Origin of the sequence: Xanthomonas sp. Leaf148, from assembly GCF_001423585.1 — a bacterium.
Classification (GTDB): Bacteria; Pseudomonadota; Gammaproteobacteria; order Xanthomonadales; family Xanthomonadaceae; genus Xanthomonas.
This window is the reverse complement of the sequence record NZ_LMOP01000013.1, coordinates 208,706-234,663: the sequence shown is the minus strand read 5'-3', so window position 1 is coordinate 234,663 and position 25,958 is coordinate 208,706. Positions and strand designations below refer to the sequence as shown.

Here is a 25,958-nt window from a genome sequence, read left to right as displayed (position 1 = left end):
TCAGTGCTTCCGGAATTCGAAGAACATGGTGTCGCCGACTTCGACATCCCGCGGCTGGTCATTACCCATCTGGTGCGGATAGAACACTGCGGTCTTGCCATCCTTGAATCCGCAACATACGGTCGAGAATGCAGCGACTTCCTCCAGCCCATTCTCGCGAGCGAGCGCACGCACCTCCGCAGGAACGAAGTGGCGGTAGTGCCACTTGTAGCCCGTGTAGGGCATGACGTTTTCGTTAGGACAGGAAATGAAAAGCTGCCCGCCGCGCTTCAATGATTTCGTCAACACCCAGAAAAATGCTTCGTGATTCTTCACGTGTTCCATCGACTCCATACTCATGACGAAATCGAAACATCCATCGGGAAGATCGAAGGGGAACAACTTGGCCGCCCAGATGATGTTCGGCGCGTGGATCTTGCTCCCGGCGAGAGCGATGCTTTCTTCCGATCCGTCGATCGCGAGGATTGATGCCTGTGTTTGGCGCGCCACCAGCGCGGCGCCATAGCCGGAGCCGCAGAAGATGTCTGCGCCGAATAGCTGTCGGTCGCCACCGGCGAGGCGAGAAGCCGCGTAACGGTATCGCCACAAGTGGTCTCCGCCGACAAGGTTCGGGTCGAGGGTGTGGTATCGCTCGCCGCTTTTCAGCGCGTAGTCTTTCATCTTGCCGCCTCCAATGGATTACTGGCCATACACATGGATCGGTGCGTCGTAGCGCGGGTCGAACACGGTCCGGGCCGGGATATCGTGGGCATAGGCTTGCGGCCACCCCAGTTCGCAGCCGCGGCCGACTTTGATGCCGCGCTGGAGCACCGTGCCGGCGCGGATGGTGCAATGGCTTTCCACCTCTACATGCGCGCATACCTGTACCCCTCCTTCTATCCAGCACGAGGGTTTGATACGAGTCCCGTGTCCTATCTGCACGCCTGCAAGGACCACGCTGTTGTAGCCGATCTGGCAGCCGTGTCCGATGACCGCATAGGGGCCGATGAAGGCGTTGGCAGCAATCGATGCGTTGCGCGCAACCAGTGCGGTCGGGTGCACGAACGGCTCCAGCCGCAGCCCGCGTTCCATCGCCGCGCGCATCAGCTCCATGCGTCTGAAGTTGCCGAAGCGCTCATCGAACGCCACGAACGCACCACGGTTGTCGCCATCGATGCGCTGAAGAGGTTCGATGTCGAACGTATGGTCCTCGCGCATGGGGATCTCCAGCCGCTGTAACGACTCGTCCGGCAGCGCCTGCTGCCAGGTGTCAACCACCACGTCCAGGAACGGGCCGGCGCCCACGATCCACCTAGATGCCATGATCGCTCTCCATTAACGTTGCGTACCAGCGTTCGACCAGCCGGTTGGTCGACTCGTAGGCGCCCTGGTATGGCACTGGCGCGTCGGCGTGCAGTGCAGCTTGCACCTGCTCCAAGATTTCCACGTCTTCGCCAACTACCAATTTGCTGCCGTGCATTTGCGCCAGCAGCACCTGGTGCGAGCCCGCATAGGGCTGAGTCTTGCGCGCCGTGAACCAGTAGATCTCCAGGTCGGTGCGGTCCGGCGCCACCGGGGTATGGTTCTCCAGCGTGAATGAGCGGCCGCCGTTGGCGCTGGCAATGTGCATGTTCGGGAACGCCAGCCAGTTGTAGTAGACGTCTTGATCGCCCCAACGCTGCACCTTGTCGTGCCAGCCGACGTGCTTGAGCTCGGGGAGCGGGGCGTCAGCGCCGCCACTACTGAACCGCGCCATCTCGCGGCGGAGGCCGGCTTGGCTGGTGTCGGCCAGCGGCTGCGAAGAGTCCTCCAGCAGCGCACGATCGATGCGCGGAATGAACTTGACCGTGCGCGCCAGGCTCTTTGGGTGAACGAATCGCGGATGGTTTGCGTCGCGCAGGTTTTCGTAGGCCAGCTTCCAGTTATATCGGCCTTGCCAGGTGGTCACCATGACCTCGCTGTCGTAGATGCTGGAACTGCTTTCTAGCGAGCGCAGAAATTCCGGCGTGAACTGCGCCTCTAGTGGGATTGGCGTGTCGTCGAGGTTGACGAACAGCAGATTGCCCACCTCGCGCAAAGCGAACTCGCGCAGCTTCAGACCATGACGTTCCTCATTGCCGAAGCCATAGAGGGCATCGCATTCGGGGATGTTCTCGACCCGGCCGTCGGCGTCGTACTTCCATGCATGGTAAGGGCAGACCAGCGGGCGCTTTCCCACCGCAGTGGTCTGCAGCAGCGCGCTGCGGTGCAGGCAGACGTTCTCGAACGCGCGAAGCCGGCCATGGAAGTTCTGGATCAACACCGGAATGCCGGCGAGCTTGCGTGTGATGAAACAGTTGTTATCAGGCAGCAGCATCTTAAGGCCGGCAAAGAGCCAGACCTTGCGGAAGATCTTGCGCTGTTCACGCTCGAAGATCTCCGTCGACAGGTAGTAGCTGGGGTGCATTCGCGATCGCATCGGCGGGCTTCCTCAGGAATCCTTGTGGTAAATGACTCGGGCAGGGTTGCCGAATACGCTGGCGCCTGCCGGCACGTCCTTCACCACGACCGCACCGGCGCCGACGACGGCGCTGTCGCCGATATGGATGCCGGGCAGGATGGTGGCATGTGGGTGCACGATGGCGTGCTTACCGATTCGCGCGCCGCCGCCGACGAAGGTCATCGCCCCGATCTGCGCGTAATCACCGACATGGACGTCGTGCCCGAGCATGGTATTGGCATGCACGTTGGCGAAGTCGCCCAGCCACACGTCGGGGCTGAGCTGTACGCGATGGCTCAGGAAGCAGCCCTGGCCGATGTGAACGCGGGGGCTCAGGAAGGCGCCGGTAATGATCGGAATGAATTGCGCGCCTTGCGCCAGCAATGGCTGCGCGTAGCGCTGGCGCGAATGCGGATCGCCGATCGCGCAGACGAATCGTTCTTCGTCCTGTGGCTGGTACGCTAGCGGGCTGCCGACAATGGCGAGCTCGCAGCTAAGACCGTCCAGCATCTGGGGGCGCGTGTCCAGAAAGCCCACCGGATGCCACTGCGTTCCGCACGCCGGATCGCCCTGCATCTGCGCCAGGACCTCGCGACCCCATCCGCCGGCGCCAACAATCAAAACTGGATGAGTCATAGGATCGCGCCACCGTCCATAACCAGGCTGGTTCCAGTGACCCAGCGGCTGGCGTCGGCTAGCAGGTAGACGGCTGCGTTGGCCACGTCTTGCGGCTCCCCCAGGCCCAGCGGATGCCGCGCCTTCTGCGCCTCAAGCTGGTCGGCGCCCCACATCGGCGTGGCCACGGCCGACGGGGAAATGCCGTTGACCCGGATTCTGCGCTTGGCCTGTTCCAGAGCCAGACACTTGATGATGCCGATAAGGCCAGCCTTCATCGCCGAATACGGCCCCACGCCGCGCGTGCCTAGGTGCGCGGCAGTGGACAGCATAAACACGATCGAGCCCTGCGGGGCGATGGCATTTGCTTGCAGCAGGCGCTGCGTCAGCATCACCGGAGCGAGAAAGTTGACCGTGTACATCTCGGTCATCGCCGCCTCGGTCAGTTGCCGGATCGGACAGTGCTTCTGCATGCCAGCGCAGTGCACCACGCCATGTACCGTCGCGCCAGCCGCAACTGCCAGTGTCTCGCGATCGGCGGCGCTGGTCAGGTCGCCGAGCACACCAACGTGGCCCGTTCCCTGCAACTGCGCGTGGGTGTGTGCGAGGCGGTCTTTGTCGCGGCCAGCGAGAACGATACGGGCGCCTCGCTGTGCGCAGGCGATAGCGATCTGCCGACCCAGTCCCGACGACGCTCCCGTCACCAGGATTGTCTTGCCCTCGAGCGAAAACGCGTTGCGTGCGGGCGTGTTCATGCGTAGATATCCATCGGCACGGTGAGGCCGCCGTCCACGACGAAATAGTTACGCGTAATCCAGCGGCTCGCATCGGCCAGCAGGAACGTGGCGGCGTAGGCGACGTCCTCCGGCTCGCCCATGCCAAGTGGTGTCAGTTCGAACAGCCCTTCCATGTTGCCGCCGCTACCCTGCAAGCCATCTAGCAGCGGCGTGCGCACGTAACCCGGGGCGATACAGTTGGCGCGAATGCCGCTTTTGGCAACTTCCTGCGCCAGCGATCTCACCATGCCGAGCAGGGCGCTCTTGCTGGCTGCGTAGGCGCTGCTCGCCATCGGCCCGATGTGCGAAGCGACCGAAGCGACGAACACCAGCGAGCCGTTCGCGGCGATGCGCTTCTTCGCCAGCAGGCCACGAGTCAGCAGCATCGGTGCGAATGTGTTGCTGGAAAAAATGTCGTCCAAATGCGTCCGATTGACCAGGCGCAGCGGGACTAGTCGGGAAATCCCGGCCGCGTGCGCCATCCCGTCCAAGACGCCGACTTCGGATACCAAGCGATCGATGTCCTCCTGCCGGTCAAGGTCTGCCGCAATTGCCACGTGCCCGTCGCCCGGCAACACCTCCAGGGTGGACGTTAGTCGCGCAAGGTCGCGTCCGCTGATCGCCAAATGGGCACCCAGTTCGGCGCAGGAAATAGCGATCTGGCGGCCGATACCCGAGGAGGCACCGGTGACGAGGATGCGTTTGCCGGCGAGCGAGAACGGGTCTGGGGCAATACTCACGATTCAATCACATCCGGAAAAACGGCTCCTTCGATGTCGAGCAGGCAAGTGCCCCACGACAGCCCGATGCCGAAGCCGCACAGCAGCACGCGCTTGGGGCCAGCTTCGAGTTCCTTGTTAATGCGCGCGCTCATGGTAACTGGCAGCGACGCGCCGCTGGAGTTGCCGAAATCACGCAACGTGGAGGGCACCTTTTCCACCGGAAGGCCGAGCTTCTTGCGAATGGTCTCGTTGATCATCCGGTTGGCTTGATGGAACACAAAGTAATCGATCTCATCCTTGGAAACGCCGGTGTAGTCGAGCAGCTTCTGCACCGCCGGTGGAATACGTTGAGTGGAGAAGCTCAACACCGCCACGCCATCCAGGATCAGGTCGGTTGCGCGGCGCCAGGGGCCATCGGGTTCTTCGCGGAACGGAATCAGGTGCTGCATGGCAACCGGTTCGCGTTGACCACCCACCGGCAGGATGATCGCCTTATAGCCGCTGCCATCGCTGTTGAGGTCGAAATACATTGGCGGCGCATCGGCACTGAACTCCAGCGCGGTGGCGGTGCCGGAGTCGGAGAAGATCGGGTCTTCCAGGTTCGCGCTACGGTCGCCCACCAGCAGCAGGCCCTTTTTGACGCCGCCGGCAGCGATCATCGAGCCGAGCAGGTTGATGCCGAACGGGTAGGCCGAGCAGCCCAGGTTGACGTCGAACGCCACCGTGGCATGCGATAGGCCGAGCCGGCCCTGCAGGATGATGGCGGTGGCCGGAATCGGATAGTCCGGCGATTGCGTCACCACGATCAGTGCGTCGATCTCTTCGCGCTTCCACTGCAGCTTGTCCAGCAGCACTTCCGTCGCATCGAAGGCCAGGTCCGAAAAGCACTGCCACTCCGAGGCCATGCGGCGCGTCTCGATGCCGATGTTGCGCACCAGCCGCTCGCGTTCGGAGCGGATCTGCGGCCGGCAGTCGGTGAGATTGGACACGACCCGCTTGGGCACGCAGGTCGCCATGCCGGCAAAGCGGACGTTGTGCAGCGTGGAGGTCGGCATGGTGCTTACGCCTCGGTGAGTTTGTAGAGATCGCCCACGGTGACGGCGGTGGTGAGATGTTCGCCGGTGATGGTCTTGCCGTACTCCATGTCGAACATGACGATCACGCCCAGCGCGGCCAGCGAATCCCACTCCGGCAATTCCAGCAGCACGGTCTCCAGCGTGACCTCCACCGGTTCCTGGAAGTCGGTGGCGGAGAGGAAGTTCTCGATAAATGTTGCCTGGGTCATGCGATCTCGCCTGGTTGCCTGTTGAAGAGATGGAAGTCTGAAATGCAGGTGCAGCGTGTTGCGATCATGTTGCCTGTGCGCCGGCGATCAGGTCGGCGATGGTGTCGACCTGATCGCTATGCAAGCCGGGAAAAATCGGCAGGCACAACACCTGTGCGGCCACCGAGCGCGCCACCGGTAACCACGCCGGTGCCGACGAGGGCAGGGCGCGATACATCGGGAAGTCGCTGATCAACGGATAGAAGTAACGCCGTACCAGGATGCCGTGTTCGCGCATCAACTGATACAACGCATCGCGCGACAGCGGGTAGTCGTCCTGCACCAGGATCGGAAAATACGCGTGATTGGCGCTGGAATGCTGCGGCGATGCCACGCAGCGGATGCCGCGCACTGCGCTCAGCCGCTGCCGGTACTGCGCGTCGATGGCGCCGCGTTGCGCAATGGCCTCGTCGATGTGCTTGAGTTGCAGCAGGCCGAACGCGGCGCTGATCTCATTCATCTTGCCGTTGATGCCCGGTGCGACCACCGTGGTTTCGTCGACGAAGCCGAAATTTTTCAGATGCCCGATGCGTTGATAGGTTCTCTCATCAGGGCACACGATGGCGCCGCCTTCGAAAGTGTTGAACACCTTGGTGGCATGAAAGCTCAACACGCTCAGGTCGCCGTGACGCAGGATCGAACCGCCGGCATCGCGCACGCCGAACGCATGCGCCGCGTCGTAGATCACCTTGAGGTTGTAGATGTCGGCGATGCGCGTGATCGCAGTGGTGTCGCACGCGGTGCCATAGCAGTGCACCGGCATGATCGCGGTGGTCTGCGGGGTAATGGCCGCCTCGATCTTGGACGGGTCCATGTTGAGCGTCACCGGGTCGATATCCACGAACACCGGGGTGATGCTCTTCCACAGCAACGAGTGCGCCGTGGCCACGAAGGAGTAGGGCGTGGTGATGACTTCGCCGGTGATGCGCAGCGCCTGCAAGGCGGTGATTAATGCCGTGGTGCCGTTGGTCAACAGGGCCAGATGCGGCACGCCCAGGTAGTCGCACAGCGCCTGCTCGAGCGCACGGTGCATCTCGCCGCCGTTGCTGAGGATGCGACTGGTCCAGATCCGTTCCAGATACGGCAGAAAGTCTTCCAGCGGCGGCAGCAGCGGACTGGTGACGGGGATGGGCATCAATGCCTCGCTGGGACGGGTGAATGTCGGGATTCCGCCGCAACCGGTGGCTGCGGACGGACTGATCCTGTTGAAGCAAGCGCTATGCCAGAGGGCGCTGGCGAAGCAGCGGCCCGCTCAGTTCGCCAGCTCGGTCTGCTCGCGGTCGATGCCGTACTTGCGCAGCTTCTCCACCAGCGTGGTGCGACGCAGGCCGAGCAACTGGGCCGCATGCGCAACCACGCCCTGAGTGCGTTCCAGGGCCTCGTTGATCAAGGCCAGCTCGATGGTGGCCATGTGGCCACGCAGGTCGATGCCATCGTCGGGCAGACTGGCGGCAGCGGCCGGTTCGGCATCGGCCGTCTTGGGCTGCAGCGTCACCACGTTGCTCGGCAGTGCGCCAGCGTCAGTGGGCGCCGCCACAAAGGCTGGTTCCGGCGGCAGCTCGACCGGAATGGACGATGCAAAATCGCCGCGATAGCGGGCCGGCAGGTCCTGCACGCGCACCAGCCCACCAGGATGCAGCACCGCCAGGCGCTCCACCAGGTTGGTCAGTTCGCGCACATTGCCCGGCCAGTCGTAGCTGCGCAGCGCCTGCAAGGCTTCATCGGCAAAGCGCACTTCGCCGCGCCCGGTACGCGCCAGCTGGCCGGCAATCGTCTGCACCAGGATGGCCAGATCGTCGACGCGCTCGCGCAACGCCGGCATTTCGATCGGGAACACGTTGAGGCGATAGAACAGATCCTCACGGAACTGCCCGTCGCTGATGCGCGTTTCCAGGTTGCGGTGGGTGGCGGCGATTACGCGCACGTTGCAGCGGATGGTCTGGCCACCGCCAACGCGCTCGAAACTGCGCTCCTGCAGCACGCGCAACAACTTCACCTGCATCGGCAAGCTCATGTCGCCGATTTCGTCCAGCAGCAACGTGCCGCCTTCGGCCATTTCGAAGCGGCCCTTGCGTGTGGTCAGCGCGCCGGTGAAGGCGCCTTTTTCGTGACCGAAGAGTTCGCTTTCGAGCAGATCCGGCGGGATCGCGCCGCAATTGATTGCGACAAACGGCCCGTCGCGGCGCGGCGAATGTTGATGGATGGCGCGGGCGACCACTTCCTTGCCGGTACCGGATTCGCCCAGCACCAGCACGGTGGTGTCGAACGCGGCCACCTGGTCGATCAACCGACGCAGGCGGGTGACCGCCTCGCTGTTGCCGGTCGGACCGGTGTCCTGCTGCACGCCGGCCTGATGCTCGGCATCCAGGCGCTTGAGGCTGGCGCGGCGCAGCAAGGCTTCCAGCTGTGCGTGGCGCAGGGGGGTGTCCAATGCCCAGACATTGGCTTCGTGCAGGCCGTGCGTCTGCGCAAACGTGATCGGGCTGCCTTCCATCAACAGCACCGGCGGCGGCAGCTTGGCATCGGCCAGCCAGTCGAAGAATTTGTCGGCCTGCGCGGCGTCCTGCGCCGAGCCCACCATCACCGCCATCCACTCATCGTGGCGGTGACGGCCAGGATTGATGTCGGCGCCGTCGGTGACCCAGCGGGGATTGAAGTCCATGAACTCGAGCAGCGACACGGTGCGCTCGGCGCGCACGGCGTCACTGTCGATCAACAGAATGCGGGACTCACTCATTCCTGGCTCCTTCCGTCAGGCCCTCCAGGATTGGCATGACTTCCTGGATATAGGACAGCTTGCTGACAAAATTGTCAGCACCCGCGCGAAGAGCGTGTTCACGATGCTCGGCATCGTCGAAGTGGCTCGCGATGACAATATACGGCGGATCGTCCTGCGTCTTGATCAGACGCGTTGCCTGCAGTCCGCCCATCTCGGGCATGGCCAGATCCATCAGCACGACATTGGGGCGCAGCGACTCAGAGCGCTCGATCGCTTCCAGTCCATTGGCGGCACTGCCCACGATGTTGAGCCACTCCACTTTGCGAAAATGACGCATCGCAGCGTTGATGAAGCCCTCGTGGTCGTCGACCAGCAGCACGGTGAGTTTGCTCATAGTAGTCCTTATCCCGCTCGCGCAAGCAGCGGTTTGTTATTACGGCGGCGCTCGCGGGCCGGGGCGATCTCGAGTTGTTCGCGGTATTTGGCCACGGTCCTTCGCGCAATATTAACGCCCTGGCGCGACAACAGGCCGGCGATGGCTTCGTCGGCCAGCGGGCGACCCACCGGCTCGCTCTCGATCAAACGACGTACCATGGCCTTGACCGCCTGGCCGGAGACGCTGGCGCCTTCCAGTCGCACGGCGAAGAAATGCTTGAGTTCGAAGGTGCCACGCGGGGTTTGCAGGTATTTGCCGGTGGTAATGCGCGAAATCGTCGATTCGTGCATGCCAATCTCGTCGGCGATTTCCTTCAATGTCAGCGGTGCCATCGCTTCTTCGCCGCGCGCCAGGAAGGCGGCCTGGCGTTCGACGATCGCACGCGTGGCGCGCAGCAGGGTTTCGTAGCGCATCGACAGCCCGCGGGTCAGCCAGCGCGCTTCCTGCAGCATGTCGCGCAGCGGCTGCGCGGCATCGCCGGCCTCGGCCAATGCGCGTTCGTGTACCGGGTTGATGCTGACGCGGTGCGTGGTGGCCGGATTCAACGCCACGCGCCAGCTGCCATCGGCATGCCAGGCGAGCACATCCGGAATCACGCTGGCGTTGCTTTCCTGCAGCAGGTCGTCGCCCGGGCGCGGTTGCAGCGACAGGATCAGCCGCACCGCTTCGCGCGCATCGTCCACTTCGGCATCGTGCGCACGCGCCAGCAGCGCGTAGTCGTGGCTGGCCAGCAGATCCAGATCGCCGGACAGGATGCGCGCAGCCAGATGACGAGCCGGGACGCGGCCGGGCAGGGCGTTCAACTGGGCTTGCAGGCACTCGCGCAGGTCGCAGGCGGCCAGCCCGGCCGGGTCGCCGTGCAGCAGGCGCTGACGGATCGCTTCCACTGCCTCAACGGTCATACCCAGGCGGGTGGCGCCAAGCTGCTGCAGCGTCGACAGCGCCTCGGTCAGATACCCCGCGTCATCGGTCTGCTCCAACCAGAACGCGGCGGCCCCCAAAGCGGCCTCGTCCAGGTCCAGCGCCAGTTCGCGCAGGATGCGCACATGCGGGTCGGTGGACTCGCCGGCGGCCACGCGCTGCATGCGGTCGTCGTCGCCATCGTTCCAACTGCTGCTCTGCACGTCCCACATCGTGCTTTCCGGCAGCTCATCGAACGCAGCGATATCGCCGGCGCCATCGTCGTTGGTGGTGGCCTCATCCCCGTTATCGGCCAGCTCTTCCAACTCCAGCAACGGATTTGTTTCCAGGGCACGACGGATTTCCAGTTCCAACTGCATGCCGTCCAATTGCAACAGACGGATCGACTGCAACAACTGCGGGGTGAGGTGCAGTTGCTGGCCAAGCTGGGCGGAAATGGTCGTCTTCATGGAAGCGCTTCCGAAGGGCGCTGCATGCAGCAGCGATGGAACGCATCTTGCAGGACAAAGCGACGGGTTTCTAATCAGGGAGTCAGGTGAGGTGACTCATGATTTTCCTGACAGTCTGTCAGGAACTCCCTGACATGAAGGGCGAGCTCAAGCGTGCCCGCCGGAATTCCGTCACTGTTTTCGTCGCGGCGGCCCTGTGCGGGCCGCGCCGGGTACTTCGAATGACCGATACGGCGATTGCGGCTGCAATCGCTCAGACCAGTTCGTTGTGATGCTTGGCGGCGAGCAGGACCAGGTCGTTGGCGCGACGACAGCCCAGCGATTCCATCATGCGCGCGCGATGGGTTTCGACCGTTTTGACGCTGATGCCCAGGTCGGCGGCAATTTCCTTGTTGCTCTGTCCGCGGCCGATCTCACGCAGGATTTCGCGCTGACGCGGGGACAGCGCGGCAATACCGACCGGTTTTTCGCGGCCCAGCATCGGCGCGATCATCTTGGACGAGATCTGCGGGCTCAAGAACACCTGGCCCGCAGCGGCGGCACGCAGCGCCAGTTCCAGCTCCAGCGGTGCGGCGTCCTTGACCACGAAACCGACCGCGCCGCGATCGAGCGCATCGCGCACGTGCACCGGGTCGTCGTGCATCGACATCATCACCACATGCGTGCGCGGCGCAGCGCGCAGCACGTCGGTCATGGCATCAAGACCGCTACGGCCGGGCAGGGACAGGTCCATCAGCACCAGATCCGGGCGATGCAGGGATGTCATATCCAGGGCTTGTTGCGCGTTGCTGGCCTCAGCGACGACATCGATGCCGGCGAAGGTTTGCAGCAGCCTGGACAGGCCTGCACGGACAAGGGTGTGATCGTCGACGATGATGACTCGCACGGCGCAGATGAGACCTTTTTTCGGTATGGGGCACCTTAGCCGACCCGGCGTCTGGCGCCAACTAGCGGGATCAGCGCTGGCGGCGGGCGTCGGCGATCTGACGGCGATGTAAACGAAACAAATGACGTTCCAGGGCGTCCTGCAAACCCGGCGACAGGGGCGCGAACCGCAGCCACAGCCACTGATCGTGACCATCGCTGGCGCTTGCCAGCACCTCGGCAGGAAGCTGTACCAATTCAGGAAGCCAGTCGGATGGCTGCAGGCAGACACTGCCCGCGGTGCCCGGCGCATGGCTGGTTGCGCAATTCAAGCGGATGCCGCGGACCGACCAATGCACCACATTCTGGATCAGGCCACTGTCGCCCTGGCGGACCAGGCGGCCGATCAGTGCCAGCATCAGATCGAGCTTGGCATCCATGCGTTGCACCAGCAGCGGCAGTTCGCCCCGGTCTTCGCTGGTTTCTTCGCTACGCAGGTCTTCGACCTGGCCTAGGCTGCGCAGCAGGGTTTCTGCGGCGCTGTGCGAGCCGGCGTCGGCACCGGCATGGAACCCGGCCGGCAGACGCAATTCGCAACTAAGCGTGTCGGCAAACAGCTCGGCATCGGCGGATGGCGCGAGTGTGCCGAGCGCGGTCATCAGATCCGGCCGACCCGGGCGTAGGCGAGGCTGGCCGACGACGAGGTGCGCTGCGCGCGGATCAGGTCCAGCAGCTTGCGGCGACGGTCGAGCATCATCCGCATCAAGTCCTGCTGCATCGTCTGCAAGGTCTGCAGCGCGTCGCGGTCCTGGCTTAGATCCACGTGCTGCGCATACTCGCGCAGGTGCAGGTCATGGCTGTCGAGCAGGAACGGCATCGCCTCGAAGTCCTCTTGCGCCATGGCGAGGCGGAGATCGGCGATTTCGGCTTGAAGGCTTTGCGCGTTATGCATGGCTGGACTCAGGAAACCGCAGCGAGGCCGCGTTGTTCGAGGGGGATGGAGTTCCACGCCGAGTCGATTTCGCTGAGCAACTCCAGCGCTTCGGTCAACGCAGTCTCGTCGTTGTGCAGGTTGGCGGCGGTCAGACGCTGCATGACGTAGTCGTACAAGGCCGACAGGTTACCAGCGATCTCGCCACCGGCTTCGTGATCGAGCGAGCCGTTCAAATGACCGACGATCGCGCAGGCTTCGCCAATGGCCTTGCCCTTGCGCGCCTGGTCGCCCTGCGCCAGGCAGGCCTGAGCCAGACGGATGCGCTGGCAGGCGCCAGCGAACAGCAGCGACACCAGCTTGTGCGGGTCGGCTTCGGTCACGCTGGTGGACACGCCGACCTTGCGGTATTGCTCGGCATATTGACGATTGGAACCGTACATGGATGACTCCTCAATGGGCTGACCTTCGCTGGTCCCGGAGCGCTGTGCTCCTGCGACGACGCTCCTGCCAGAAGGCAAGGCCGAAATCACGATAGGCCCTTCTTGTATCGGCAAGACCCTTGCGGGACTTGAGGATCGGCATCACGGAAATCAGCTGTTCAACAGACTGCTGAGCGAACTGGCGCTGCTCTGCAGCTTGCTGATCATGGTTTCCATCGCGGTGAACTGCGCGGTGTAACGATCGGTCAGCTTGGTCATGCGTGCGTCCAGATCGTCCAGGTCGGCCTCATAGCCCTTGATGGTCTTGTTCAAGCTGTCCGAGCGCAGGGTCAAGGTGCCGTTGTTGGCGTTGACGTTGCTGTCCAGCAGCTTGGTCATGCCGGAGCCGAACTTGCTGTCCTTGCCGAGCACCTCGGCGGCAGCGCCGCCGTCGGAGGCGATGGCGGTGTCGAACTTGGCACCGTCGAAGCTCATCACCCCATCCTTGTCGATGGTCAGGCCCAGCGACTTGAGCTCGTTGACGTTGCCGCTGACCTGGCCGCGCAACTGCTGCTGCAGGCCACGCACAAGTGAGTCGCCGGTCAGTGCCGAGGCGGTCTTGGTGGTGGCGTCGTAGGCGCTGCTCTTGGCCAGCAAGGTGTTGGCAGTGTTGTAGGCGGCGGCGTACGCAGTCAGATTGGCCTTGAGGCCGCTGGTGTCGGCGGCGACGCCCAGGTTGAACTTGGTGCCTTCGGCGGCCTTGGTCAGGTTGAGCACCACGCCTGGCACGATGTCGCTGATGGTGTTGGAGCTGGAGGTGCGCTCGAAGCCGTCCACGCGCACCAGCGCGTCGGCGGCGGCCACCTGCTGTGTCAGGCCGCCGGTGACACCGGCGCCGAAGGTGAGGCTGTTCAAGCTCGGGTCGCTGGCACTGACGGTCAGCGCCCCCTTGGTGCCGGAGTCGACCGCGTTGAAGACCAGGTGCTGGCCATCGTTGGCGGTCACCACGCTGGCGGTGACGCCCTTGCCGCCGGCGGCCTTGTTGATGGCTGCAGCGATGTCGGTGAGCTTGTCGGTGCCGCTGATGTCGACGGTAACGCTCTGGTCGCCGTAGCCGATCGTCAGCGTGCCGCTGCCGACCGTGGCATCGGCGGTGAATGCGCCGGAGGCCAGTTTCTGCGACGCGGCCAGCGAGACCACTTCCACCGAATAGTTACCGGGCGCGGCCGAGCTGGTGGTGGTGGCGGTGAAGCCGGCATCGGTCGGGACCGTCGCCTTGTAGGCGTTGGTATCGGCACTGCTGACAACCTTGTCCAGCGCAGACTTGAGCGTGGTCATGCTGCTCTTGATCTGACTGATGGCCGACAGCTGCGTGGTCGCTGCGGTGCCGGCCTTGTTGATGCGCGCCTGCTCCGGATCCTTCTGACGGGATACCAGGGTGGACACCACGGTGGGGATATCCAGCCCGGAGCCGGACGTACTGATCACCGATGCCATGTTGCATTCCTCGTCTGGGCATCCGGACAGCGGATGCATGGGATTACGAGACGGGTATCGGCCGCATCCGGGAGGACTTTAGCGGCGCCGACGCGTCTTGTTGACCACCAAGCGGATGCAACTTCCGTGCCGGCCGCGCCAAACGACCGGCGTCAAAAAACCCGCACCCACAAAAAAGCCCCTCCGAAGAGGGGCTTTTAATTTGCTGCGAAGCGCTTCTGAACGACTGCGGCAAGTTACTGCAGCAGGCTCAGCACGTTCTGCGGAACCGACTTGGCCTGGGCCAGCATCGCGGTACCGGCCTGCTGCAGGATCTGCGTGCGGGTCAGCTCGGCGGTTTCCTTGGCGTAGTCGGTGTCGCGGATACGGCTACGCGAGGCCGACAGGTTTTCCGAGGTTGCGCTCAGGTTGGCGATGGTGGAGGTGAAGCGGTTCTGCACCGCACCCATGTCGGCGCGCGAGGAGTTGACCGCGGTCAGCGCCTTGTCGACGATTTCCAGGGCCTTCTGCGAGCCGGAGAACGTGGAGATATCCAGGCTGCTCAGGGTCGAAGCGGTGGTGCCGGAAGCGGCCGAGGCGGTGGTGATGCCGGAGCCGACGGTGATGCCGGTGGCGCTGGAGGTACCAGCGGACAGCGACGTGAAGTCCTGGCCGGCCTTCAGCGATTCGATCTGCACCGAGCCGTCGCTCTTGATCGAGGCATACATGCCGGTCTGGTCCAGCTTGTCGTTGATCGCCGCAGCAACCTTCTTGTTCACATCGGCAGCGGTGTCGCCCGAAGCGACCTTGACGTCGGCGATGGTGACGCTCTTGGCCGAACCACTGGCGTCATTGAACGACAGGCTGATGCCGCTGACCGAACCAGAAGCGGTGGCGGTACCGGTCACGCCGGCGGCGGAGACGGCGGCAGCGAAGTTGGCCTTGCCCAGCGAATCGACATTGGCGTCGACGATGCTGTTGATGCCGATGGTCTGGCCAGCGTCGGCGCCGACCTGGAACAGCGCGCCGGAGAAGTCGCCGTTCAACAGCTTGGTGCCGTTGAAGTTGGTCTGGTTGGCAACGCGGTCGATTTCAGCGGTGAGCTGCTTGACTTCGGAGTTCAGCGCGTCGCGGTCGGTGGCCGAGTTGGTGGCGTTGGACGACTGCACCGACAGCTCGCGGATACGCTGCAAGTTGCTGCCGATTTCGACCATCGCGCCTTCAGCGGTCTGGGCCAGCGAGATACCGTCGTTGGCGTTGCGCGAGGCAACGTCCAGGCCGCGGATCTGCGTGGTGAAACGCTCGGAGATCGCCAGACCGGCGGCGTCGTCCTTGGCGCTGTTGATGCGCAGGCCCGACGACAGACGCTGGATGCTCGTCGACATGCTGGCGCTGCTGGTGGTGAGGTTACGCTGAGCGTTCAGCGACATTACGTTGGTGTTGATTACCTGTGCCATTTTGATTTCTCCTAAGCGATTTTTCCGGCAAGGGGGACTTGCCCGGAGCCTCCGCAGGGGGGCCATCAAGTTGGCCGTTGCCGCTGCTGAGATGAATAACGGCGTTGCGTCGGGAACCTTTAGCGAAATTCAGTATTTTTTTACTGTTTTTCTGCTGCGGGACGAAATGCGTAAGCGTTGTGTATCAAGGGGTTTGGTTTATTCGGCAGCACCCCTTAAATCTTTAGCGTTGGTATAACTCTTTGAAAAATAAACTCCGTCCGCCTGCGCAAGTGCTCACGCGCAGGAGCGAAGAAAACGCAGGTTTTCTGCTGCAAATTAGCGGATCATGTTGAACAAGGACGACGACTGCATCTGCTGAAAAATGGTCTGAGCGGCCTGCAAGGAGGCCTTCTCGAGTTCGTACTGCCCAATCGCCGAGGCGTAGTCCAGATCGCGGATCGACGACAGAGTGGTCTTGAGCGTGACTTCGTTGGATTCGAGCAAGGAGTTGGCATTGTCGATGGCCGACAACTGCGCGCCGCCAGAGGCGCGCGCGTCGATCATCTTCGACGAGGCCTGCGCGATGTCGCGCATGGACGTCTGCAGCGTATTGATCATCGCTGCCTTCTGCGGCTTGGTCAGCGTGTCGGAATTGAGCGCGCCAACCAGATCGTCAATGGTGGAGAACACGTCCTTGGTGGTGGAGGCGCCGATCTGGAAACTGTCGCCGACCGCCGGTGCGCCGCTGATGCGCATGCGCACGCCGGCCGCAGTGATGTCGTCGCCATCCTTATAAGTACCAGTGCTGACCACTGCATTGGTGCTGTCGCGCACCTCGTAGGTGTCGGCGGCGGTGAACTGCACGCTGTAGCTGCCGCCGTTCCAGCTGCCGGTACTGGCATCGCGGCTGAAATCCAGCAATAGCCCGGTGCCGGTATTGGCGTTGGAAGGGTGCGCGTCCACGGTGCCGTCGCCGGTGCGGATGCGCATGAAGATTTCGCTGCCGGGCAGGGTGTCGCTGACAAAGGTGTCCGGCGCCACTTCGACCTGCTTCTGGGTCTGGTCGCCGTTATAGACGACGCCGCCATTGCTCTTGATAAACGGTGCGCTGCCATCGGCGCTGCCGCCGAACAGATAGCGCCCGGTGCCGTCGGTGCTGTTGGCCAGGCTCACCATGCTGTCGCGCAACGCGGTCAGTTCCGATGCGATCGCCTTGCGGTCGTCGGGGCTGAGCGAGGAGTTGTTGGCCTGCACCGCCAGTTCGGTGACGCGCGCCATTTTGTCGCCGGCTTGCGAGAGCGCGTTTTCCTGCAGGCCCAGGCGGTTCTGCACGTTGTTGGCGTTTTCGCCGAAGCGGGTAATCGCGGCCAGCGCGCGATCCAGGCCCACGGCAGTGCCGGCGGCGACCGGATCGTCCTTGGCGGTCACCAGGCGCTGCCCGCTGGACAGCTGCGATTCGAGCTGGTTCAGCCGCGTCTGCTTGGCGCCCATCGAGGCGATCGACTGGCTGTACATCATGCTGGTGGAGATACGGTCGGTCATCAGCGTACGGCGCCCAGGATGGCTTGGAAGATGGTGTCGGCGGTGGAGATCATCTGTGCGGCCGCCTGATAGGCCTGCTGCAGCTTGAGCATGTTGGCGGCTTCCTCATCGAGGTTGACGCCGGAAATCGAATCGCGACTGGCCTGCGCCTGGTCGTTGATGACCTTCTGCGCGTCGGCGGCGTAATCGGCCGCACGCGCGGCCGAGCCCACCGAGGTGGTCAGGCCCGACAGCGCGCCGTTGAGCGTGACCGTGCCGCCGCTGAGCGCTTTGGCATCGTCGATCTTGGCCAGCAACTTGGCATTGCCGTTGTCGCTGGAGCCGGCGCCTGTCGGACCGACGCCAAACGTGTCGCCAGCCTTGGGCGCGCCATCCAGCGCGAAGCTCCAGCCGTTGGCGCTGATGGTCTGGCCGGGGGTGTAGGCGAACGGGCCGGCGCCGTCGATGGTGTATTGGTTGGCATCGATGAACTCCACCGACGACGGTGTCAGCAGCGCCGGGTTCTGCGCATTGGTGATCTTGACGTCGCTGATCTTGCCGGAGCCCAGGTTGGCGACGGTGGCGGTGGCCTTGACCGGCGTCGCTGCAGCAATGCGCGACGGGTCGGTGATGGCCACCGCCACGGTGCCGGCCAGCCCGGAAGTGGGCTGCAGCAGGAATTTGTCGCCGCTGGCCGGCGTGCCGCCGACCACCATGCTCACGCCATTGAGCACCAGCGGGTTGGCAGCGGTCCCGGTGCCGGTCATCGGCACGGCCGCGCCGGTGCTGGCGCTGGTGGCTTTCCACGCGGTGCCATCGAAGCTGAGCGTGACGTTCTGCCCGTCCACGGCCGACATGTTGCTGAAACTGGCGGTCAGCGAAGCGGTGCCGGTATTGCTCGGGTTGGCCGCAGTGGTGGGCGAGCCGATGTTGAAGAAGTTGCCGCCCATCGCGCCGTACAGGTCCATACCCTGGGCGTGACCGGCGTTGAAGGTGCTGGCCATGCCCACTGCAAGGCGGCCCAGTTCGGCCTGGGTCGGCTCCAGCACGCTGCTGCGGAATTCCAACAGGCCGCCGATCTGCCCGCCTAGCGAATTGGCGCTGAGGCTGACGTTCTGCCCCTGGGTCTGCATCGCCACCTGCAGCTTGGTCGGCTGGTACGGATCGGCGACGGTGGTGAGCTTGGACGAGGTCGTCCCCACCACCAGCGCTTGGCCGCCGGCGGTGAAGACATTCATGAAGCCGCCATCCTGGATCACCGCGGTGCCGCCGGTGTAGCCCACCAGTTTGCTCACCAGCGCATCGCGCTGATCGAGCATGTCCGGCGCAGCGTTGGCCGCGCTATTGCCGATGGTGCCGTTGAGCTTGGCGATCTGCTGCGTCAAACGGTTGACTTCGTCCACCGAGGACGTCAATCCGCTGTTGACCTCGTTGCTCAGGCTGTCCATCTGCCCGTTGAGCTGCTTGAAACGCGTCGCCAGCGAGTTGCCGCTGTCGAGCATGCTCTGGCGCTCGGCGGTGGAGGAGGCATTGGACGACACCGCGCTGGTGGAATCGAAGAAGTTCGACCACAGCCCGGCCACGTTGGTGGCAGTGTTGGAATACAGCGCGTCGACGCGGTTGGACAGCGACGACAGCTGCTGCAGGCGCGAGAGTTCGCCGCCGCTGTCGAGCAGGCGCGAGATGGCCAGCTGGTCCGCCACCCGGCCTACATCGGTGATCTTGGCGCCATTGCCCACGAACGCGTAGCCCATGTCGGTGGGCGTGCGCGTTGCAAATTCCACGCGTTGGCGGCTGTAGCCTTCGGTATTGATGTTGGCGACGTTATGGCTAACAGTCGACAACGCCCGTTGGAAGGCGATCAGCGCGCTGGTCCCGGTGGACATGATGGACATGGGCGTTTACCTCAACGACGGATGGTGCCAAGCCCGGCAGGCTCGGCGGTGCTGGCGTAACGGTTGGACAGATCTGCCGCTGCGTTGCCGATGGCGGCGACCGCACGGTCGATGGTCGGGCCGTTGGCGATCGCCGCGATCTTGGCTGCGTAGCCCGGATCGGTGGCGTAACCAGCCTGTTGCAAGCCGCGTGCAAAACCCTTGATATCGGTGCCGGCCTGCAACGCGGATTGGTAGCGGCTGTTGTTTTTCAGCAGGCGCACGTAGTCGGCAAAGCTCTCTTCGGCCGAGCCATAGGCGCGGAAGTCAGCGGTTTCGGTGGTTTTGACGCCGTTGACGTATTCGTGGGTGCCGGTGGTGACCTTGTTGCCACTCCAGCCGGTCGCCTTGATGCCGAACAGGTTGTTGGAATCGCCACCGTTGCCGATGCCGCGCCGCCCCCAGCCGGTTTCCAGCGCGGCCTGTGCGACCAGCGCACGCGGGTCCACACCGAGTTCGCGCGCGGCTTTCTGTGCGTGCGTCCAGATCTTGGCGACAAAGCCTTCCGGCGTGCGCTCGCCCAGGCTGGCAGCGGCAGTGCTGGCCGCGCTTGCGTTGACGGCGGTATTGGCGTCGGCGGCGTCGCTGGCGGCCACATCGGACCAGCGATCGTTGGCCGACGGCCAGCTCAGCGCGGCCGCGTCGTCGCTTCCAGCATCGCTGCCGCCGCTGCGCCCGGCGATCAGATCCAGCACCTGGCTCATGCCGATACCGGTCAGGCCGCCTGCGCCGATGCCTGCCGCGGCGCCGACAGCTGTGCCGAGGCTCGCACCGACGCTGGTTGCCGCGCCGTCGCGGGCAGGCAATGGCAGCGATGCATCGCGCTTGCCGGCGACCAGGGCATAGGCCTTGGCCGCTTCGGCGGTGCTCAGCGAGGTGTTCAACGCCGGGCCGCCAGTGTCGCCACTCAACTGCTTGGAGATCATCGCCGACAGGCCCAGTCCCTTGCCTTCGGTCAGCGCCTTGGCCATCTGCTGGTCGTACATCTCGCGGAACATCTGGTTTTCGCCAGGAAACATCGGGTCGCCGGAGCTGGCATCGCGCATGCTCTTGACCAGCATCTGCGCGAACTGGCCTTCGAGCTGACGTGAGACCTTGTCGATCTTTGCGGGATCGGCCTTGGTGCTCGGGTTGAGATCAATGGGCGAGGCTGCGATACGCATGTCAGATGACCTCTAGCTCCGCCGTCAGCGCGCCAGCCTGCTTCAGGGCTTCGAGAATGGCGACCAGGTCGCCGGGAGCCGCGCCCACTTCGTTGACCGCGCGAACGATCTGATCGAGCGTGGTGCCGCCTTCGAACTTGAACATGCGGCTGCCTTCGGAGGTCGCCGTGATCGTGGACTGCGGTGTCACCGCCGTACGACCGCCACTGAAGGCGCCCGGCTGGCTGACGTTGGTGTTTTCGCTGATGGTCACGGTGAGCGAGCCATGCGCGATGGCGGCCGGCATCACCCGTACCAGCTGGCCGATGACCACGGTGCCGGTGCGTGCATTGACCACGACCTTGGCCGGTGCATCGCCCGGCGAGAGTTCGACATTTTCCAGCCGCGCCAGCAGGCCGATACGCGCGCCCGGGTCGGTAGGCGAGCGCACCGCCACGGTCACGCCATCCACCGCACGCGCGGTGCCGGCACCGAAGCTGCTGTCGATCGCTGCGACCATCCGCGAGACGGTGGTGAAGTCGTTCTGGTGCAGGTTGAGGGTGATCTCGCCGCTGCCGGCAAACACATCCGGTAATGCGCGCTCAACGGTGGCGCCGTTGGGGATACGGCCGACGCTGGGAATATTGACCGACACCCGCGAGCCATCCTTGCCCTGCGCGCCGAAACCGCCAACCACCAGGTTGCCCTGGGCCATCGCATAGACCTGGCCATCGGCGCCTTTCAGCGGTGCCATCAGCAACGAACCGCCACGCAGCGACACCGCGTTGGCGATTGAGGACACGGTGATGTCGATCGGCTGGCCCGGCTTGGCGAACGGCGGCAACTCGGCGTGGATCGCCACGGCCGCGACGTTTTTCAGCTGCGGGTTGACGTTCGCCGGAACATTGACGCCCAGCTCGCCGAGAAGGTTTTTCAGGCTCTGTACGGTGAAGGGCGCCTGGCTGGTGCGGTCGCCGCTGCCGTCCAGGCCAACCACCAGGCCATAGCCGACCAGCGCGTTGCCGCGCACGCCGCCGACCTGGGCGAGATCCTTGATGCGTTCGGCCGATGCCGGTGCGGCAATCGCGCACAGCGCGACGGCGGCGGCGAGCAAACGGAAGGGCAGGGATGACAGATTCATGGTCGCAGGCTCAGTAGGGCGACAGACGGGAATTGAAGAAGCGGCTCAACCAGCCCATCGCGTTGGACTGCGCGATCGCGCCGCGGCCGCCGTAGGCGATGCGGGCATCGGCCACCTTGCTCGACGGCACGGTGTTGTCCGGGGAGATGTCGGCGGCGCGCACGATGCCTTGCACTTGCACCAGCTCGTCGCCCTGGGTCAGGCGCAGATTCTTCTGCCCCTGGATCACCAGATTGCCGTTGGGCAGGCGCTGCATCACGGTGACGGTCACGCTGCCCTGCATGCGGTTGCTCTGCGCGGTGTTGCCCTTGCCGGCAAAGCTGCGGTCGCCATTGGTGGAGTTGCGCAGCACGTCGGTGCCGTTGACGGTGAGCGGCACACCAAGCAGCGTGGGCGTGCTCATGTCGACGGTGTCGGCCTTGCTGATGCTGGTGTTGGCGGTGGACGAGGCGGTGGTGCTTTCCACCAGGTTCACCGTCAGCAGATCGCCGACGTCGCGGGCGCGGCGGTCGCCATACAGGTTCAGCCCCGGGCCGGCGGCATAGATCGCACCGGCGCTGGGCTGCGCCACCGGCGCGACCACCGGCACGATCGGCGCCAGTTCGGCGAACGGCCGCACATCGCCGGCTGCCACGCAGCCACCCAGCAGCGCGCTGCAGGCAATGGCAAGAGACAGCGAAGAGAGAGAGGGCAGGCGTGACATGGCGTGGATTCCTGAGAGGGCAGCGACCGGCAGGCCGATCAGACGTTGTTGTTCAAGTAACCGAGCATCGAGTCGGTGGTGGAGATCGCCTTGGCATTCATTTCGTAGGCGCGCTGCGTCTCGATCATGCTCACCAGCTCTTCCACCGTATTGACGTTGCTGCCTTCCAGCGCGCCCTGCACGGTGGTGCCCAGGCCATTGAGGCCGGGGGTGCCGTTCTGCGCGGGACCGGAGGCGGTGGTTTCGACGAACAGGTTCTCGCCCTTGGACTGCAGACCCGAGGGGTTGATGAAGTCGGTCAGCGTCAACGCACCGATTTCCTGCGCTGCGGCCTGGCCGGCCAGGGTCACGCTGATGGTGCCGTCGTTGCCGATGGTCAGCGACTGCGCGCCTTCGGGCACCTGGATGCCGGGCTGCAGCGGGTAGCCGCTATTGGTGACGACTTCGCCCTGCGCATTGATCTGGAAGGTGCCGTCGCGGGTGTAGGCGGAGGTACCGTCGGGCATCTGCACTTCGAAGAAGCCGCGGCCGTTGACCATCACGTCGAGCGCGCGGCCGGTCTGCTGCTGGCTGCCCTGGTCGAAGCCCTTGAAGGTGGAAACCACCCGCACACCGGTACCCAACTGAAGGCCGGTCGGCAGCTGCGTCTGCGCGGAGGTGGAACCACCCGGCGCACGCACCTGTTGATAGAGCAGGTCTTCGAACGCGGCACGGTCGCGCTTGAAGCCGGTGGTATTGGTATTGGCCAGGTTGTTGGAAATGACCGACATGCGCGTCTGCTGCGCATCCAGTCCGGTTTTGGCGACCCACAAAGCCTGATTCATGACCCGATTCCTCGTTAGACCCGGGGATGTGTTCCGGGTACGGCTGGGTATATGCACGTGCTGTGCCAAACCCGCGTCGGAATCTTGCCGGCTGTGCGGTGGATCACGCGGCGCAGGGCCGAGACGCGGCGGCCGGGAGACGATGCATGGTTGCGCTGGAGGGGCCGGACAACCGCAGGGATGTAGCGGGGTGCAGACAGCAAGCCAGTGAACGTTGATGCCTTCCGCGATTGCTTGCCGATCAGCAGTGGCCAACCGTGGAAGCGCGGCGTCGTCTCCGGGGGCGGGACCGTGTAGCGGCATGGATGCCGCTACCGAGCCTCCACGGACGGATTCACGGCGTGTCCCGCTCCCGGAGACGGCGCCGCGCATCGACCAACCCGCTTACTACAGCTGTCCGGTCACAAGCTCTCCAACCATCACCGCTGCCAATTTGCGCGGATGCGTCGGTCTGCTGAGGGCGCTTGCACGCGTGTAGGCGTGGGACACGCCGTGAATCCATCCATGGAGGATCTTATGCGGCATCCATGCTGCCTAAGGTCCCACGCCTAAACGCGCGCAAGCACCGCCGGTTTTGGTCGGTGACTGAGATAAATGCGGCGTTGATAGGCGTGGCGTTTGAATCAGGTGCCGTGCGTTGACGGATGTCTTCGCTGGCGAATGGGTGCAACGGCTTGGAGCGACTCCATGCGCACTGTGCACTGAGCGTTTGGACCGCTTGCAGGCCGGCCGCTTTCAGGCCTGACGCCGAAGACGGCAGGTACGATCAACGCCCAGCAATAACGCGGTCGTCGTGCTTCAAGCAGCCGAAACACCGCCATAGGCACCCGCCTGACGGTGCAATCGCTTCGGCGATCACGTTTAGAACATCTGACGGTTTTAGAACATCTGACGGTTACTGGATGGCCAGCAGACAAGCGCATCCGGTGCCCGGAATCGGCAGGTATCGCTGCGTACTCGGGTCCTCCGCGCCGGCCGCACCCGCGTGGCCAACGCCCGCCAGGCGTTGTTAGCCGCTGACCCGCAGCAACGAATTGGCCGATTGCGCGTTGTCGTCGCCGTTCTTGATGATCTTGACCTGCATTTCGAACTGGCGCTGCAGCTGGATCATCTCCACCAGCGCGCCGGCGGCATCCACGTTGCTGCCTTCCAGCATGCCGCTGTTGACGGTCTTGCCGGTGGCCACCGCAAACGCCTGCGCCGGGTCGGTGCTGGTATTGCGCATCAACCCGTCCGGGCGCCGCGTCAAACGGTCGGCGGGCGCATCGACCACCTTCATCTTGCCGACGATATCCATCGCCTGCGGGCCTTCGCCCTGCGGGATGATGGAAATGCTGCCGTCGCTGCCGATTTCCATCGCCTGGTGCGGCGGGATGGTCATCGGGTTGCCGCCTTCATCCAGCACCGCGTGCCCGTTGGCGGTGACCAGCTGGCCATTGGCGGTGAGCGCCAATTCGCCGTTGCGGGTGTAGGCCTCGCTGCCGTCGGGCGACTGTACGGCCAGCCAGCGGTCCTGTTGCAGCGACACGTCCAGCGGGTTGCCGGTGACTTTCTGATGGCCCTGGCTGCGATCGAAGCCCTGATCCACGTGCAGCGCATCGATCCGCGACGGATACCCCTTGCCCTGGATCTTGAAGGCCTCGGTATTGGCCAATGCGGCCTTGAACCCCACCGTATCGACGTTGGCAAGGTTGTGCGACACGGTGCTCTGCGCCTGCAGGGAGGCACGGGCACCGGTCATTGCGACGTAGAGGGCTTTGTCCATTTGACACCGGGAATCGAGAGTGGGGAATCGGGAATCGTAAAAGCGGAATTGCTGGAGACTGGGAGAGGGGAGGTAAGGCCGTTGTCCGCTAGACGTGACGCCGGCTCTTACGATTCCCTATTCCCGATTCCCTATTCCCAGCCCTTAACGAATATTGATGATCGTCTGGGTGACCTGATCCTGGGTCGAGATCATCTGCGAGTTGGCCTGGAAGTTGCGCTGGGCCACGATCATGTTCACCAACTGCTCGGTCAGGTCCACCGTGGAAGCTTCCAGCGAGCCGGATTCGATCTGGCCCAGGTCCGAGGTGTCCGGTGCGCCAATGCGGGCGGCGCCGGAGGTGTAGCTTTCGGCCCACATGTTGTTGCCCTGCGACTGCAGACCCTGCGGATTGACGAAGCTGCCCAGCGCGACCTGGCCCAGCGGCTTGTCGGCGCCGTTGGAGTAGCGCGCGAACACCACGCCGCTGGTGTCGAAGCTGATCTCGTTGAGCTTGCCGCTGGCGTAGCCGTCCTGGCGGGTGTCGCGCAGCGCGAAGGCTTCGCCGTACTGGGTCGAGCCGCTAACGTTGAGCTGCATGTTCAGCACGCCGGCACCGGTGCTGGGCGTGAACGGGTCCATCGCGATGATGCCGTTGGCCGGGGTCGTCAGCGCGCCGGTGTCGGAGAACTGCAGCGTGGTCGGCGCACCGACTGCCGTGCCGTCCACATAGTTGTGCACCTGCCATTCGTTCGGATTGGCGGTCTTGACGAAGTAGGAGGTCTGCACGTGGCTGACACCCAGCGAGTCATAGACATTGATGCCGCCGGTGGAGTGGCTGTAGGTCTTGTCGTCGGCCGGGCTGAACGGGGTCACCGTCGGTGCGGTGGCGTTGCCGGGCAGGGTGAAGGCCAGGTTGACCGTGGAGGTCGACTTGGGCGGGCTGTCGGTGGTCAACAGCTGCAGGTCCGACAGGCGGCCCACGTCGAAGCCATTGCCACTGGGATTCGGCGCGAACACCTGCAGGCGCGCGCCCTGCGGATTGACCACATACCCGTTGGCATCGGTCTGGAAGTTACCGGCGCGGGTGTACATCTTGGCGCCGTTGGAGGACACGGCGAAGAAGCCTTCGCCGGAGATCGCCAGATCCAGGCTGCGCCCGGTCGGGTCGATATTGCCCTGCGAGAACTGCTGCGCCACGTTGCTGACCCGCACGCCCGAACCGACCGCATTGCGCGACAGGCCGTAGCTGGTGCTCTGGAACATGTCGGCAAACTCGGCGCGCGATTCCTTGAACCCTGTCGTGTTGACGTTGGCGATGTTGTTGGAAGTAACGTTCAGATCGGCATTGGCTGCGTTGATGCCGGACAACGAGGTATTGAAAGCCATGGATGAGT

27 protein-coding genes are annotated in these 25,958 nt (G+C 64.0%); 1 reads left to right on the top strand and 26 read right to left on the bottom strand.

Annotated elements, in window-relative coordinates; genetic code table 11:
- From ASF90_RS20380 to rpoN, 12 genes are all read right to left on the bottom strand, one after another.
- A complete protein-coding gene (locus ASF90_RS20380) occupies positions 1–660 on the bottom strand; it encodes a methyltransferase domain-containing protein (protein WP_055854496.1) in 660 nt (219 codons plus the stop codon).
- Positions 661–678: 18 nt separating this feature from the next.
- The gene (locus tag ASF90_RS20375; RefSeq protein WP_055854493.1) at positions 679–1,302 is read right to left on the bottom strand and encodes a UDP-3-O-(3-hydroxymyristoyl)glucosamine N-acyltransferase; all 624 of its coding nucleotides are present in this window, start codon (positions 1,300–1,302) and stop codon (positions 679–681) included.
- Positions 1,292–2,437: an aromatic ring-hydroxylating dioxygenase subunit alpha gene (locus ASF90_RS20370; RefSeq protein WP_055854490.1), complete on the bottom strand. Its 1,146-nt coding sequence runs from the start codon at positions 2,435–2,437 to the stop codon at positions 1,292–1,294. The genes ASF90_RS20375 and ASF90_RS20370 overlap by 11 nt, the downstream gene beginning before the upstream one ends.
- A gap of 12 nt (positions 2,438–2,449) precedes the next feature.
- On the bottom strand, positions 2,450–3,094 hold the full coding sequence (locus tag ASF90_RS20365) for a NeuD/PglB/VioB family sugar acetyltransferase (protein ID WP_055854489.1): 645 nt from the start codon (positions 3,092–3,094) through the stop codon (positions 2,450–2,452).
- Positions 3,091–3,828: an SDR family oxidoreductase gene (locus tag ASF90_RS20360; protein ID WP_055854486.1), complete on the bottom strand. Its 738-nt coding sequence runs from the start codon at positions 3,826–3,828 to the stop codon at positions 3,091–3,093. Before ASF90_RS20360 ends, ASF90_RS20365 begins: the two co-directional genes overlap by 4 nt.
- On the bottom strand, positions 3,825–4,589 hold the full coding sequence (locus ASF90_RS20355; RefSeq protein ID WP_055854483.1) for an SDR family oxidoreductase: 765 nt from the start codon (positions 4,587–4,589) through the stop codon (positions 3,825–3,827). Before ASF90_RS20355 ends, ASF90_RS20360 begins: the two co-directional genes overlap by 4 nt.
- Positions 4,586–5,626, bottom strand: a complete 1,041-nt coding sequence (locus ASF90_RS20350; RefSeq protein ID WP_055854481.1) for a ketoacyl-ACP synthase III — start codon at positions 5,624–5,626, stop codon at positions 4,586–4,588. The genes ASF90_RS20355 and ASF90_RS20350 overlap by 4 nt, the downstream gene beginning before the upstream one ends.
- A 5-nt stretch (positions 5,627–5,631) precedes the next feature.
- Positions 5,632–5,856, bottom strand: a complete 225-nt coding sequence (locus ASF90_RS20345; RefSeq protein WP_055854478.1) for an acyl carrier protein — start codon at positions 5,854–5,856, stop codon at positions 5,632–5,634.
- Between the two features lie 64 nt (positions 5,857–5,920).
- The gene (locus ASF90_RS20340) at positions 5,921–7,030 is read right to left on the bottom strand and encodes a DegT/DnrJ/EryC1/StrS family aminotransferase (protein ID WP_055854477.1); all 1,110 of its coding nucleotides are present in this window, start codon (positions 7,028–7,030) and stop codon (positions 5,921–5,923) included.
- A 117-nt stretch (positions 7,031–7,147) separates the two neighbouring features.
- On the bottom strand, positions 7,148–8,632 hold the full coding sequence (locus tag ASF90_RS20335; protein ID WP_055854474.1) for a sigma-54 dependent transcriptional regulator: 1,485 nt from the start codon (positions 8,630–8,632) through the stop codon (positions 7,148–7,150).
- Positions 8,625–9,008, bottom strand: coding sequence for a response regulator transcription factor (locus tag ASF90_RS20330; protein ID WP_005997154.1), 384 nt, complete (start codon positions 9,006–9,008; stop codon positions 8,625–8,627). The genes ASF90_RS20335 and ASF90_RS20330 overlap by 8 nt, the downstream gene beginning before the upstream one ends.
- 8 nt (positions 9,009–9,016) lie before the next feature.
- The gene (gene rpoN, locus ASF90_RS20325) at positions 9,017–10,420 is read right to left on the bottom strand and encodes an RNA polymerase factor sigma-54 (protein ID WP_055854472.1); all 1,404 of its coding nucleotides are present in this window, start codon (positions 10,418–10,420) and stop codon (positions 9,017–9,019) included.
- A 98-nt stretch (positions 10,421–10,518) separates the two neighbouring features.
- On the opposite strand from rpoN, the gene ASF90_RS23705 reads away from it, so the two are divergent.
- Positions 10,519–10,692: a hypothetical protein gene (locus ASF90_RS23705; protein WP_156364991.1), complete on the top strand. Its 174-nt coding sequence runs from the start codon at positions 10,519–10,521 to the stop codon at positions 10,690–10,692.
- Here ASF90_RS23705 and ASF90_RS20320 read toward each other — a convergent pair.
- From ASF90_RS20320 to flgE, 14 genes are all read right to left on the bottom strand, one after another.
- Positions 10,674–11,306: a response regulator transcription factor gene (locus tag ASF90_RS20320; RefSeq protein ID WP_055854470.1), complete on the bottom strand. Its 633-nt coding sequence runs from the start codon at positions 11,304–11,306 to the stop codon at positions 10,674–10,676. The genes ASF90_RS23705 and ASF90_RS20320 overlap by 19 nt on opposite strands.
- A gap of 70 nt (positions 11,307–11,376) precedes the next feature.
- Complete coding sequence (locus ASF90_RS20315) at positions 11,377–11,943, bottom strand: PilZ domain-containing protein (RefSeq protein WP_055854467.1); 567 nt, start codon at positions 11,941–11,943, stop codon at positions 11,377–11,379.
- Positions 11,943–12,236 (bottom strand): hypothetical protein, encoded by a 294-nt coding sequence (locus ASF90_RS20310; protein ID WP_055854464.1) that lies wholly within the window; start codon positions 12,234–12,236, stop codon positions 11,943–11,945. Before ASF90_RS20310 ends, ASF90_RS20315 begins: the two co-directional genes overlap by 1 nt.
- A gap of 8 nt (positions 12,237–12,244) precedes the next feature.
- On the bottom strand, positions 12,245–12,658 hold the full coding sequence (gene fliS, locus ASF90_RS20305) for a flagellar export chaperone FliS (RefSeq protein ID WP_055854461.1): 414 nt from the start codon (positions 12,656–12,658) through the stop codon (positions 12,245–12,247).
- Between the two features lie 150 nt (positions 12,659–12,808).
- Complete coding sequence (gene fliD / locus ASF90_RS20300; protein WP_055854459.1) at positions 12,809–14,134, bottom strand: flagellar filament capping protein FliD; 1,326 nt, start codon at positions 14,132–14,134, stop codon at positions 12,809–12,811.
- Between the two features lie 236 nt (positions 14,135–14,370).
- Positions 14,371–15,570: a flagellin gene (locus ASF90_RS20295; RefSeq protein ID WP_055854457.1), complete on the bottom strand. Its 1,200-nt coding sequence runs from the start codon at positions 15,568–15,570 to the stop codon at positions 14,371–14,373.
- Between the two features lie 318 nt (positions 15,571–15,888).
- Positions 15,889–17,094: a flagellar hook-associated protein FlgL gene (gene flgL / locus ASF90_RS20290; RefSeq protein ID WP_055854455.1), complete on the bottom strand. Its 1,206-nt coding sequence runs from the start codon at positions 17,092–17,094 to the stop codon at positions 15,889–15,891.
- Complete coding sequence (gene flgK, locus ASF90_RS20285; protein ID WP_055854453.1) at positions 17,094–18,968, bottom strand: flagellar hook-associated protein FlgK; 1,875 nt, start codon at positions 18,966–18,968, stop codon at positions 17,094–17,096. Before flgK ends, flgL begins: the two co-directional genes overlap by 1 nt.
- 11 nt (positions 18,969–18,979) lie before the next feature.
- Entirely contained in the window at positions 18,980–20,170 is a 1,191-nt protein-coding gene (flgJ, locus tag ASF90_RS20280) for a flagellar assembly peptidoglycan hydrolase FlgJ (RefSeq protein WP_055854449.1), read from the bottom strand.
- A gap of 1 nt (position 20,171) precedes the next feature.
- Positions 20,172–21,290, bottom strand: a complete 1,119-nt coding sequence (locus ASF90_RS20275) for a flagellar basal body P-ring protein FlgI (RefSeq protein ID WP_055854446.1) — start codon at positions 21,288–21,290, stop codon at positions 20,172–20,174.
- A gap of 10 nt (positions 21,291–21,300) precedes the next feature.
- On the bottom strand, positions 21,301–21,993 hold the full coding sequence (gene flgH, locus ASF90_RS20270) for a flagellar basal body L-ring protein FlgH (RefSeq protein ID WP_055854443.1): 693 nt from the start codon (positions 21,991–21,993) through the stop codon (positions 21,301–21,303).
- Positions 21,994–22,031: 38 nt separating this feature from the next.
- Positions 22,032–22,817, bottom strand: a complete 786-nt coding sequence (gene flgG, locus ASF90_RS20265) for a flagellar basal-body rod protein FlgG (protein ID WP_006452262.1) — start codon at positions 22,815–22,817, stop codon at positions 22,032–22,034.
- A gap of 1,009 nt (positions 22,818–23,826) precedes the next feature.
- The gene (flgF, locus tag ASF90_RS20260; protein WP_055854442.1) at positions 23,827–24,582 is read right to left on the bottom strand and encodes a flagellar basal-body rod protein FlgF; all 756 of its coding nucleotides are present in this window, start codon (positions 24,580–24,582) and stop codon (positions 23,827–23,829) included.
- 144 nt (positions 24,583–24,726) lie between these two features.
- Positions 24,727–25,950 carry a flagellar hook protein FlgE gene (flgE, locus tag ASF90_RS20255; protein ID WP_055854439.1) on the bottom strand — a complete coding sequence of 408 codons (1,224 nt, stop codon included), beginning with the start codon at positions 25,948–25,950 and terminating at the stop codon, positions 24,727–24,729.
- Between the last annotated feature and the right edge of the window lie 8 nt (positions 25,951–25,958).

Bases quoted from the DNA above. Each gene is read 5' to 3' on its own strand.
- ASF90_RS20380 (WP_055854496.1), bottom strand. From the start codon at position 660: ATGAAAGACTACGCGCTGAAAAGCGGCGAGCGATACCACACCCTCGAC.
- ASF90_RS20375 (WP_055854493.1), bottom strand. From the start codon at position 1,302: ATGGCATCTAGGTGGATCGTGGGCGCCGGCCCGTTCCTGGACGTGGTG.
- ASF90_RS20370 (WP_055854490.1), bottom strand. From the start codon at position 2,437: ATGCGATCGCGAATGCACCCCAGCTACTACCTGTCGACGGAGATCTTC.
- ASF90_RS20365 (WP_055854489.1), bottom strand. From the start codon at position 3,094: ATGACTCATCCAGTTTTGATTGTTGGCGCCGGCGGATGGGGTCGCGAG.
- ASF90_RS20360 (WP_055854486.1), bottom strand. From the start codon at position 3,828: ATGAACACGCCCGCACGCAACGCGTTTTCGCTCGAGGGCAAGACAATC.
- ASF90_RS20350 (WP_055854481.1), bottom strand. From the start codon at position 5,626: ATGCCGACCTCCACGCTGCACAACGTCCGCTTTGCCGGCATGGCGACC.
- ASF90_RS20345 (WP_055854478.1), bottom strand. From the start codon at position 5,856: ATGACCCAGGCAACATTTATCGAGAACTTCCTCTCCGCCACCGACTTC.
- ASF90_RS20340 (WP_055854477.1), bottom strand. From the start codon at position 7,030: ATGCCCATCCCCGTCACCAGTCCGCTGCTGCCGCCGCTGGAAGACTTT.
- ASF90_RS20335 (WP_055854474.1), bottom strand. From the start codon at position 8,632: ATGAGTGAGTCCCGCATTCTGTTGATCGACAGTGACGCCGTGCGCGCC.
- ASF90_RS20330 (WP_005997154.1), bottom strand. From the start codon at position 9,008: ATGAGCAAACTCACCGTGCTGCTGGTCGACGACCACGAGGGCTTCATC.
- rpoN (WP_055854472.1), bottom strand. From the start codon at position 10,420: ATGAAGACGACCATTTCCGCCCAGCTTGGCCAGCAACTGCACCTCACC.
- ASF90_RS23705 (WP_156364991.1), top strand. From the start codon at position 10,519: ATGATTTTCCTGACAGTCTGTCAGGAACTCCCTGACATGAAGGGCGAG.
- ASF90_RS20315 (WP_055854467.1), bottom strand. From the start codon at position 11,943: ATGACCGCGCTCGGCACACTCGCGCCATCCGCCGATGCCGAGCTGTTT.
- ASF90_RS20310 (WP_055854464.1), bottom strand. From the start codon at position 12,236: ATGCATAACGCGCAAAGCCTTCAAGCCGAAATCGCCGATCTCCGCCTC.
- fliS (WP_055854461.1), bottom strand. From the start codon at position 12,658: ATGTACGGTTCCAATCGTCAATATGCCGAGCAATACCGCAAGGTCGGC.
- fliD (WP_055854459.1), bottom strand. From the start codon at position 14,134: ATGGCATCGGTGATCAGTACGTCCGGCTCCGGGCTGGATATCCCCACC.
- ASF90_RS20295 (WP_055854457.1), bottom strand. From the start codon at position 15,570: ATGGCACAGGTAATCAACACCAACGTAATGTCGCTGAACGCTCAGCGT.
- flgL (WP_055854455.1), bottom strand. From the start codon at position 17,094: ATGACCGACCGTATCTCCACCAGCATGATGTACAGCCAGTCGATCGCC.
- flgK (WP_055854453.1), bottom strand. From the start codon at position 18,968: ATGTCCATCATGTCCACCGGGACCAGCGCGCTGATCGCCTTCCAACGG.
- flgJ (WP_055854449.1), bottom strand. From the start codon at position 20,170: ATGCGTATCGCAGCCTCGCCCATTGATCTCAACCCGAGCACCAAGGCC.
- ASF90_RS20275 (WP_055854446.1), bottom strand. From the start codon at position 21,290: ATGAATCTGTCATCCCTGCCCTTCCGTTTGCTCGCCGCCGCCGTCGCG.
- flgH (WP_055854443.1), bottom strand. From the start codon at position 21,993: ATGTCACGCCTGCCCTCTCTCTCTTCGCTGTCTCTTGCCATTGCCTGC.
- flgG (WP_006452262.1), bottom strand. From the start codon at position 22,817: ATGAATCAGGCTTTGTGGGTCGCCAAAACCGGACTGGATGCGCAGCAG.
- flgF (WP_055854442.1), bottom strand. From the start codon at position 24,582: ATGGACAAAGCCCTCTACGTCGCAATGACCGGTGCCCGTGCCTCCCTG.
- flgE (WP_055854439.1), bottom strand. From the start codon at position 25,950: ATGGCTTTCAATACCTCGTTGTCCGGCATCAACGCAGCCAATGCCGAT.